Source organism: Streptomyces polygonati (assembly GCF_042650325.1).
GTDB lineage: Bacteria > Actinomycetota > Actinomycetes > Streptomycetales > Streptomycetaceae > Actinacidiphila > Actinacidiphila polygonati.
Genome location: NZ_JBHSBB010000011.1, coordinates 52,647 through 62,352 on the forward strand (window position 1 = coordinate 52,647; position 9,706 = coordinate 62,352).

Here is a 9,706-nt window from a genome sequence, read left to right on the forward strand (position 1 = left end):
GTTGACGGGCGGTCAGCCGCGGGCGAATTCCAGCAGATCGGCGTTGAACTGGTCCTTGTACGCGGCGACCATCGACAGGCCGTGCGGCGCGCCCGGATACACCTTCAGCGTGGCGCCCTTGACGATCTTCGACGACTTCTCCGAGGCGGCCACGATGGGCACGATCTGGTCGTCGTCGCCCTGCGCGATCAGGGTCGGGATGTCGAACCGCTTCAGGTCCTCGGTCAGATCGGTCTCGGAGAACGCCTTGACGCAGTCGTACGACGCTTTGATCCCGACCGTCATGGACCACAGCCAGAACGCGTCCCGCGTGCCCTGGGTAACGGTCGAGCCGGGGCGGTTGGCACCGAAGAACTGGGCACTGAGGTCCTCGTAGAACTGCGAGCGGTCGTTCGCGACGCCGTCGCGGATCTGGTCGAAGACCTTGACGGGCGTCCCCTCGGGGTTGTCGGGGGTCTGGAGCATCAGCGGCGGGATCGCGCTGAGCAGCAGGGTCTTGGCGACCCGGCCGGTGCCGTGGCGGCCGATGTAGCGGGCCACCTCGCCGCCTCCGGTCGAGTGGCCGACCAGGATCACGTCGCGCAGATCCAGCGCCTCGATCAGCTCCGACAGGTCGTCGGCGTAGGTGTCCATGTCGTTGCCGCCCCACGTCTGCGCGGAGCGTCCGTGCCCGCGGCGGTCGTGGAAGACCGCGCGGAAGCCGTTCTCGGCGACCAACTGGGCCTGGGCGTCCCAGACGTCGGCGTTCAGCGGCCAGCCGTGGCTGAAGACGATCGGCTGACCCGAGCCCCAGTCCTTGTAGAAGATCTCGGTGCCGTCCAGGGTGGTGATGAAAGGCATGGTCCGGTTCCTTTCGGTCGCATCCACAGGAAACCCCGGTTGAGCGGGGTGGTCGTGGGCGTTCGAGCGCGGGGCGCCGGGCATGCCGCGGCTCCGGGGGCGCCGGCCGGCCGCTCGAACGGGGCGCTACGGTGTCGGTCCCGCCGCGCGCCGGGTCCGCACCGTCTCCAGCAGACGGAGCCAGACCTCGCTCGCCGTCGGGTAGCTGGGCACGACATGCCACAGCACGGACAACGGCAGCCGCGCGACCACGGCCGTCGTCGCCGAGTGGACGAGGTCCGCGACGCCGGACCCGACGAACGTCGCGCCCACCACCGTGTCGGTGGCCCGGTCGACGACGAGCTTGGCCCGGCCGACGTAGTCCTCCCGCATCACGAAGGTGCCCGCCAGCCCGGCCATGTCGTACTCGGCCGTCTCGACGTCGACACCCGCCTCGCGCGCCTGCCGCTCGGTCATGCCGGCCGATCCGACCTCGGGCTGGGTGAAGGTCACCTGCGGGCTGCCGCGGTGCCCGGCCGCGACACTCAGCGGCTCGTCGTCCGCGTCGGTGGGCCGCCGTCCCGCGGCCCGCGCGGCGATCACCTCGCCGGCGATCCGCGCCTGGTATTTGCCCATGTGGGTCAGCAGCGCCCGCCCGCAGACGTCGCCGATCGCGTAGAGCCAGGAGCCGCTCACCGCGCGCACCGCCTGCTGGTCGTCCACCGCCAGGAAACCGCCGTCGGGGCAGCCGACCGAGGACAGGCCGATGTCCTGGGTGTTCGGCGTGCGCCCGGTGGCCAGTACCAGCTCGTCGGCGACGAGGGCGGCGCCGTCGTCCAGCCGGAGGGTGACCTCGCCGCCGTGCGGCAGCCCGACGCCCGTCCCGCGCGGATCGGCGCGCCGCACCTCGACGGCGGACCGGCCGGGAAGCAGCCGTACCCCGGCGTCGCGCAGCTGATCGGCGACCATCCGTCCGGCGAAGGGTTCGAAGCGGGCCAGCAGGTCCGGACTCCGGTAGACCACGGTCAGCTCCTCGACGCCCAGCGCCCGCAGCCAGGTCGCCGCCTCGCACGCGACCACACCGCCGCCGTAGACGACGACGCGGCGCGGCACCTCGTGCACATTGGTGACGTCCCGCGAGGTCCACGCGCCGGCCTCGGCCAGGCCCGGGACGGGCGGCACCGTGGTGCACGACCCGGTGTCGATCACCACCGTGTGCCGGGCGGTCAGGGTCCGGGAGTCCCCGGCGGCCGTCACCACTTCCACCGTCCGCTCGCCGGTGAGCCGCCCGTACCCGCGGATCACGTCGATGCCCGTGTCCAGGGCCCACTTCACCTGGGAGGCGTCGTCGAGGCCGTTGACGACGGTGTCACGGCGGGCCAGCACAGCGGGCACGTCCAGGCCGCGCCCGGCGACCAGGGAGGAAACGCCCGGCACATGCCGCCCATTGGTCAGGACGTCCGCTGGCCGCAGCAGCGCCTTGCTCGGCATGCAGGCCCAGTACGAGCACTCGCCGCCGACCAGCTCCGCCTCCACGATCACGGCGTCCAGGTCCGAGAACTGCGTCGCGTACTGCGCGACGTTCTCGCCCGCCGCCGCGCCGCCCAGCACGATGACGTCCCATTCGGACCGGTCGGGATCAACGGACGCTGCCTTGCCAGCCATACTCCGACCGCCTTCCCCGCCGAGGACCATCGCTTCGGCCGCCCTTCCACGATGGCCCCGGCGCGCGGGTCCCGCCACTGGCGGACGAAGGCGCCGACGGGTGTACGACGCCGGTCGTACCCGGTTCAGCCCCCGGTAGCAGCCGGTCCCGGACCGAATCCGCCCCCGGGCCGTCGCCGCCGCCGGGGATCCGGATCATGCTGGACCGACACCGCCCGACCCACGGAAAGACCCCGAGGACCGCTGATGATCGAAGCCCGTGCCCTGACCAAACGCTACGGCGGGCGCACCGCGGTGGCCGACCTCGGCTTCACCGTGCGTCCCGGCGCGGTCACCGGGTTCCTCGGACCGAACGGGGCGGGAAAATCCACCACGATGCGGATGATCCTCGGCCTGGACGCCCCGACCTCCGGCAGCGTCACGGTCAACGGCAAGCGCTACGCCGACCACCCCGCACCGCTGCACGAGGTCGGCGCGATGCTGGAGGCGCGCGCCATCCACACCGGCCGCAGCGCCCGCAACCACCTGCTGGCACTGGCCGCCACCACCGGCATCCCGCGCCGCCGGGTGGACGAGGTGATCGACATCGTGGGCCTGCGCGAGGTGGCCCGCAAGCGCGTCGGCGGCTTCTCGCTGGGCATGGGCCAGCGCCTCGGCATCGCCAGCGCGCTGCTGGGCGACCCGTCGACCCTCGTGCTGGACGAGCCGGTCAACGGACTCGACCCCGAGGGCATCCTGTGGATCCGCAATCTGCTCAAGGATCTCGTGGCCCAGGGCCGTACGGTGCTGCTGTCCTCCCACCTGATGTCGGAGATGGCACTCACCGCGGAACACCTGATCGTGATCGGGCGCGGGCGGCTGATCGCCGACATGTCGGTGGCGGACTTCGTCCGCGACGCCGCCGGCGGCTCGGTGCGGGTGCGCACCGACGACGCGGACGGTCTGCGGCGGCTGCTGGCCGGTCCCGACGTGGGCGTGGCGACGCTCGGCGGCGGGGTGCTGGAAGTGACCGGGCTGGCCAGCGACCGGATCGGCCGGATCGCCGCCGACCACGCGATAGCCCTGGCCGAACTCACCCCGCAGCAGCCCTCGCTGGAGGAGGCGTTCATGGAGCTGACCCGGGATTCGGTGGAGTTCCAGCCGCCCGCCCGTGAGCCGGAAGGACAGCCCGCATGAGCGTCGTCACCCCCGTAGGACCGTCCGCCCCGGCCGGTTCCACCGCTTCCTTCGCCGAACCGCGCGGCCGCGTCACCCAGGTCGGGGTGCTGCGCTCCGAGTGGATCAAACTGCGTACCCTGCGGTCCACCTTCTACACGCTGATCGCGGCCGTGGTGGCGCTGATCGGCTTCGGCGTGCTGTTCTGCGCGGTCACCGCCAGCCACTGGCCGCACATGGGCGCCGGTGAGCGGGCGCGCTTCGACCCGGCCCTCACCAGCCTGCGGGGCTACTTCCTCGCACAGCTCGCGGTGGGTGTGCTCGGCGTCCTGGTCATCACCGGGGAGTACGCGACCGGCATGATCCGCGCCACCCTGTCCGCGGTGCCGCGCCGCCTGCCGGTGCTGTGGGCCAAGGCGGCGCTGTACTCCGCCGTCACCTGGGTGCTGATGACCGCCGGCGCCCTCGTCGCCTTCCTGGTGGGCCAGGCCATGCTGTCCTCCCGGCACATCGACACCACGCTGAGCGCGCCCGGCGTGACGCGGATGGTGCTCGGCGCCGGTCTGTACCTGACCGTCGTAGGGCTGCTCGGTGTCGCCATCGGCGCACTGATCCGCAACACCGCGGGCGGGATCGCCACCGTCTTCGGGCTGCTGCTGGTGCTGCCCGCGCTGGCCGAGGCGCTGCCCCAGTCGTGGAGCGACACCATCGGCCCCTACCTGCCGAGCAACGCGGGCCAGGCGGTCGTCGCCCTGCACCGGGAGGCGCACACGCTGGCGCCGTGGACCGGGTTCGGGGTCTTCTGCCTCTACGCGGTGGTGGCCCTGGCCGCCGCGGCGGTCCTGCTCAAGCGGCGTGACGCCTGAGCGGGCCCGGGACGCCGCGAAGGTGATCAGGCGGTGCGGCTGAACCAGAGTTCGTCGTCCGGCGCCAGGGTCAGCACGACACTGGAGCCCTCGTGCAGCACGCCGTCCAATGTCACCAGCACCTTCGAGGGACCCACCTCGGCGAAGGCGATCCTGCCGAACACCGGTACGCCCTCCGATGTGCGGTAGGCGAAGGTCTCGCCGATGAGGCTGCCGTTCAGGTCCCTGGCGGCGACCGCCTGGGCGTTGGGCTCGAAGTTCACGTGATCTCCCTGTCCGATGCGCGGGGCGTGATCCTACTGGGCCGGGACGGAGCCGGCGCGGGCGCCCCGGCCGGGACCGGGGCGCCGGGCGCCGATGCCGCGGCCACCGCGGTTGAGTTGTTCGCGCGTGTCGTGCGTACTTCCGGGCGGCTGTGTCCTCGCCGGCGTCGCCGGCTCAGCCCCGTCAGGGGAGCAACCGCATGACGAAGAAGCTCATATCCGCCGTGGCGCTGACCGCCGCCGTCACGGCGTCCGCCGTGGCGCTGGTCGCGGCGGGACCGGCCGACGCGAGTTCCGGTCGGCCGGATCACCACTCCGCGCCCGTGCACGGCGTGACGCGTACCGACCTGGTGTCCGACCAGCCCGGGAAGGCGCAGCTGACGGACCCCGACCTGGTCAACGCCTGGGGGCTGTCGCGCGGTCCCAACACCCCTTTGTGGGTGTCGAACGCGGGTACGTCCACCTCCACGCTGTACTCGGGCGCGGTGAACGGCGGCCCGGTGACCGCCGCGCCGCTGGTGGTGAAGGTGCCGGGCGGTCCGGTCACCGGTCAGACCTTCAACTCCAGCACCGGATTCGCCGTCCCCGGCACCACCACCCCGGCGTCCTTCCTGTTCGCCACCGTCGGCGGCACCATCTCCGCCTGGAACGGAGCCGCCGGCACCCAGGCGGTGCAGGCCGCGTCCGTACCGGGCGCCGCGTACACCGGACTGACCCTGTCCAGCAGCCCGTTCGGCCCGCTGCTGCTGGCCGCCGACTTCCACGACAACCGGGTGGACGTCTTCGACTCCGCCTTCCAGCGGCTCGATGTGGCCGGCCTGTTCCGCGACCCCGCCCTGCCGCGCGGCTACGCGCCGTTCAACGTCCAGGTGCTCGGCGACAGCGTCTATGTGACGTACGCGCAGCAGGACGCGGCCAAGCAGTTCGACGTCCCCGGGGCCGGGCACGGCTTCGTGGACAAGTTCACCGCTTACGGCAGCTTCGTCGACCGCGTCGCCTCGCGCGGAAGCCTCGACTCGCCCTGGGGCCTGGTCGTCGCGCCCGCGAACTTCGGCCGGTTCTCCGGCGACCTGCTGGTCGGCAACTTCGGCGACGGCACCGTCCACGCCTACGACCCGGCGAACGGACACCTCCGCGGCACCCTCACCGACACCAGGGGCCGGACCGTACGGATCGACAAGCTGTGGGGCCTGATCACCGGGGACGCGGTGGCCGGCGGCCCCGACAGCGTCTGGTTCAGCGCGGGCCCCGGTGACGAGCAGCACGGTCTGCTCGGCACTCTGACCGCCCAGTAGCCGGCGGCGGTACGTATCCCGGCCGGGTCGTGGCGCCGCGCCCCGGCCGGGCGCACCGCACGCGCCGCGCCGCGGCACCGAGCGCCACCCGAACGTATGTTGTCTTGTGGCCCGGACCGGTCGGGGGTTCACTGGCGCCATGCCGACTGTCCCGACGGCGCTGGAAGGCTTCTGGCCCACCCGGCGCGTCCAGGTCTTCGACGGGTTCTGTTCCTAGGCCGCGCCGCGTGCCCCTTCCGCGTGCGTGGCCGCCCCCGCGCCCCCCTTCCGCACCGCGCACCCGAGAACAGAGGCATTGCCATGTCCGTGACCGACGACCTGCTGGACAACAACGCCCGCTACGCCGAGACCTTCTCCGGGCCGCTGCCGCTGCCCCCCTCCAAGCACATAGCCGTGGTGGCCTGCATGGACGCCCGGCTCAACGTCTACGCCATCCTCGGCCTCAACGACGGTGAGGCACACGTCATCCGCAACGCCGGCGGGGTGGTCACCCAGGACGAGATCCGGTCCCTCGCCATCAGCCAGCGGCTGCTCGGCACCGAGGAGATCATCCTCATCCACCACACCGACTGCGGCATGCTCACCTTCACCGACGACGGCTTCAAGGACGCGGTGCAGGAGGAAACCGGCATCCGGCCGCCCTGGGCCCCCGAGGCGTTCCCCGACCTGGACGCCGATGTCCGCCAGTCCATCGCCCGGATCAAGGCCGATCCCTTCGTCGTGCACAAGGACCGCATCCGGGGCTTCGTCTTCGACGTGGCCACCGGCAAGCTCAACGAGACGGTCTGACCTCCCGGTCGGGGCGCCGCCTCCCGCGCCGCCCCGACCGGCCGTCGGCCGGGAGCCGTTCCCCCGGCGGCGCGGACCCCGCTCAGGCGAGCCGGTTGACCGCCGCCGCGAAGACGCTCGGAAAGCGGGCCGCGGTCGGCACGATCCGGCCCGCCAGCCGGGGGCGGGCCCGCAGCCACAGCAGTGAACCGGTCAGCACGCGGTAGTCGCGTGACACCTGGCGCCAGGCCCGGTCGTAGTCCTGCGGCCGGTCCGCCCGCACACACCGGACGAGCTGGGCGGCCGCGCCCAGCGCCATCGAGATCCCCTCGCCGGTCAGCGCGTCGACATAGCCGGCCGCGTCGCCCACCAGCATCGCCCGGCCCGCCACCCGGCCGCGGACCCGCTGGCGCAGCGGACCGGCGCCCCGGGTGGGCGTGGCGGCGGACAGCGGCAGCCGGGCGGCCAGCCGGGGAAACCGGGCCAGATGCTCCTCGAACGGCGCGCGGTCACAGGTCAGTACGGCGACACCCACCAGCCCGGGGCCTACCGGGGTGACATACGCCTCGGCCCCCGCCGACCAGTGCACCTCGACGCAGTCCGTCCACGGCGGCACCGCGAAGTGGCGGCGCAACCCGTAGCGGGCGGCCCGCGGATCGGAGCGCACACCGAGCTGGAGGCTGCGGCGGATCGGCGAGTGCAGACCGTCGGCGGCGGCGAGATAACGCGCGGTGATCCCGGCGGCGGTGACGCTGTCCCGGTCCTGGCGCACCGCCTCGATCCGCAACGGGACCACCTCCACGCCCAGTTCGGCGGCCCGGCGGGACAGCGCGGAGTGCAGCTCGGTCCGCCGCACGCCCCGGCCCTGCTGGGTCCGGAAGTGCGCCTCCGCCTGATGGTCCGGGCCGACATAGCGGATGCCGCGCAGCGCCCGGCCCTCGACGGCCACCCCGAGGTCGGCCAGCGCCCGGACCGCGCCCGGCATCAGTCCTTCGCCGCACGCCTTGTCGACCGGGCCCGGCCGGGGCTCGGCGACCACCACCCGCAGACCGGCCCGGGCCGCGTGGATCGCGGTGGCCAGCCCGGCCGGGCCGCCGCCCGCGACCAGCAGGTCGATCACGGCGTCGCGACGGCCGAGGCCGCGCCCAGGGCGGAGTTCTCGCAGCGCAGCCGGACCGCGAGCAGCGGCAGATTGGCCAGCGTGAAGCAGGTCGCGGTGATCCACGCGCCGTGCACCAGGGGCAGCGCCGCGCCCTCCACCACCACCGCCAGGTAGTTGGGATGGTTCATCAGCCGGTACGGCCCACCGGTCACCAGCGGGAGCCCCGGAACGACGATCACCCTGGTGTTCCAGCGCGGCCCGAGCGTGTGGATGCACCACCAGCGAAGGGCCTGCGCGGCCAGCGCCAGGAGAAGCATGGGCCAGCCGAGCCCGGGCAGGAAAGGCCGCCCGGCGAGGCCCACCTCGGCCAGGCAGCCGGCCAGCAGACCGGTGTGCAGCGCGACCATCACGGGGTAGTGCCCCCGGCCGTACTCGGTCGCGCCGTGCCGCCGGCTCCAGAGCGCGTTGCGGCGGGCGGTGACGAGCTCGGCCAGCCGCTCGGCGGCCACCAGCGACACGAGCAGGGTGTACGGATGCATCATCGGCCTACCAGCGCAGGAGTACGAGTTCGGAGCAGAATCCCGGTCCCATCGCGAGCACCAGTCCGGCGGTCCCCGCCAGCGGGCGGCGCAGCACGAGGGTGTCGCGCAGGATGTGCAGCACGGAGGCCGAGGACAGATTGCCGACCTCGGCGAGCGAACGCCAGGCCAGTTCCAGCGCGCGGGCCGGGAGGTCCAGGGTCTCCCGGACTGCCTCCAGGACCTTCGGGCCGCCGGGATGGCAGACCCAGGCCGTCACATCCTGGGGCTTCAGGTCGTGGTCGGCCAGGAACGCCCGCACCTCGTCGCCGAGATGGCGCAGCACCATCTCGGGCAGTCCGTTCCCCAGCACGATCTGGAAGCCCTCGTCGCCGATGTCCCAGCCGAGCAGATGCTCGGTGTCCGGATACAGGTGGCTGCGGGTGGCCACCACCACCGGACCGTCGTTCGGCCGGCCGTCCGGATGGTCCCGGCCCACCGCGACGACCGCGGCCGCCCCGTCACCGAACAGCGAACCGGCCACCAGATTCGCGCCCGAGCCGTCCGTACGCTGCAAGGTGAGCGAGCAGAGTTCGACCGACAGCAGCACCGCCACACCGCCGGGCCGGCCGTCCAGATAATCGTGCAGCCGGGCGATACCGGCCGCGCCGGCCACACACCCCAGCCCGAAGATCGGCACCCGCTTGACATCCGGCCGCAGCCCCAGGCGGCCGGCGAGCCGCGCCTCGATCGAGGGGGCCGCGATGCCGGTCACCGAGGTGAAGATGACCAGATCCACCTCCCGCGCGCTCAGCCCGGCTTCCGCCAGCGCCCCGCTCACCGCCCGCTCGCCCAGCTCCAGGGCCGTCTCGATGAAACAGTCGTTGGCCTGGCCGAAACCGCTGAGCGTGGCATACCGCTCCAGCGGCATGGCCAGCCGCCGTGTGCGCACCGTCGAGGCCGCGTGCAGCCGGTCGAGCGCCTTGCGCTCCGCCTCCCGCACCAGTCCCATGGTCACCAGCGCGTCGGTGATCTCGTGCTGTTCGTACCGATACGGCGGGAGCACCCCGTGGACGGCGGCGATTCGCGTCATTTCCGCAGTATAGGAACAAAAGCCGCGAACTCTCCGGAGTGAGCGACCGCCGGACGGTGGTGTCCTGCCCGGTCGCGCCGAGCGGGCAGGACACCGAACCGCGCCTACCATCGTCGCGTGCCGAGACCCGGAGCCACCGCCGCCGACCCCCGTGACACCGCG

At 72.9% G+C, this 9,706-nt stretch carries 10 protein-coding genes; 4 read left to right on the forward strand and 6 right to left on the reverse strand.

Features of this window, described 5'->3' with window-relative positions; all coding sequences use genetic code 11:
• Window positions 1-12 precede the first annotated feature (12 nt).
• Both ACFO3J_RS17130 and ACFO3J_RS17135 read right to left on the reverse strand, forming a co-directional pair.
• The gene (locus ACFO3J_RS17130; protein ID WP_386430294.1) at window positions 13-840 is read right to left on the reverse strand and encodes an alpha/beta fold hydrolase; all 828 of its coding nucleotides are present in this window, start codon (window positions 838-840) and stop codon (window positions 13-15) included.
• Window positions 841-966: 126 nt separating this feature from the next.
• Window positions 967-2,484, reverse strand: coding sequence for a dihydrolipoyl dehydrogenase family protein (locus ACFO3J_RS17135; protein ID WP_386430295.1), 1,518 nt, complete (start codon window positions 2,482-2,484; stop codon window positions 967-969).
• A 246-nt stretch (window positions 2,485-2,730) separates the two neighbouring features.
• On the opposite strand from ACFO3J_RS17135, the gene ACFO3J_RS17140 reads away from it, so the two are divergent.
• Window positions 2,731-3,660, forward strand: a complete 930-nt coding sequence (locus tag ACFO3J_RS17140) for an ABC transporter ATP-binding protein (protein ID WP_386430296.1) — start codon at window positions 2,731-2,733, stop codon at window positions 3,658-3,660.
• Window positions 3,657-4,505 carry an ABC transporter permease gene (locus ACFO3J_RS17145; protein WP_386430297.1) on the forward strand — a complete coding sequence of 283 codons (849 nt, stop codon included), beginning with the start codon at window positions 3,657-3,659 and terminating at the stop codon, window positions 4,503-4,505. Before ACFO3J_RS17140 ends, ACFO3J_RS17145 begins: the two co-directional genes overlap by 4 nt.
• A gap of 26 nt (window positions 4,506-4,531) precedes the next feature.
• Here ACFO3J_RS17145 and ACFO3J_RS17150 read toward each other — a convergent pair whose 3' ends face one another.
• Window positions 4,532-4,768: a hypothetical protein gene (locus ACFO3J_RS17150; protein ID WP_386430298.1), complete on the reverse strand. Its 237-nt coding sequence runs from the start codon at window positions 4,766-4,768 to the stop codon at window positions 4,532-4,534.
• Between the two features lie 200 nt (window positions 4,769-4,968).
• Here ACFO3J_RS17150 and ACFO3J_RS17155 point away from each other — a divergent pair, with 200 nt between their 5' ends.
• Both ACFO3J_RS17155 and ACFO3J_RS17160 read left to right on the forward strand, forming a co-directional pair.
• Entirely contained in the window at window positions 4,969-6,063 is a 1,095-nt protein-coding gene (locus ACFO3J_RS17155; protein ID WP_386430299.1) for a TIGR03118 family protein, read from the forward strand.
• A gap of 300 nt (window positions 6,064-6,363) precedes the next feature.
• Window positions 6,364-6,852 carry a beta-class carbonic anhydrase gene (locus ACFO3J_RS17160; RefSeq protein ID WP_386430300.1) on the forward strand — a complete coding sequence of 163 codons (489 nt, stop codon included), beginning with the start codon at window positions 6,364-6,366 and terminating at the stop codon, window positions 6,850-6,852.
• A gap of 82 nt (window positions 6,853-6,934) precedes the next feature.
• Here ACFO3J_RS17160 and ACFO3J_RS17165 read toward each other — a convergent pair whose 3' ends face one another.
• From ACFO3J_RS17165 to ACFO3J_RS17175, 3 genes are read right to left on the reverse strand one after another with little or no spacing between them, the layout of a single operon-like run.
• Window positions 6,935-7,951 carry an NAD(P)/FAD-dependent oxidoreductase gene (locus ACFO3J_RS17165; RefSeq protein WP_386430301.1) on the reverse strand — a complete coding sequence of 339 codons (1,017 nt, stop codon included), beginning with the start codon at window positions 7,949-7,951 and terminating at the stop codon, window positions 6,935-6,937.
• Window positions 7,948-8,472, reverse strand: coding sequence for an isoprenylcysteine carboxyl methyltransferase family protein (locus tag ACFO3J_RS17170; RefSeq protein WP_386430322.1), 525 nt, complete (start codon window positions 8,470-8,472; stop codon window positions 7,948-7,950). The genes ACFO3J_RS17165 and ACFO3J_RS17170 overlap by 4 nt, the downstream gene beginning before the upstream one ends.
• Before the next feature lie 7 nt (window positions 8,473-8,479).
• Entirely contained in the window at window positions 8,480-9,544 is a 1,065-nt protein-coding gene (locus tag ACFO3J_RS17175) for a type III polyketide synthase (protein ID WP_386430302.1), read from the reverse strand.
• Window positions 9,545-9,706 lie beyond the last annotated feature (162 nt).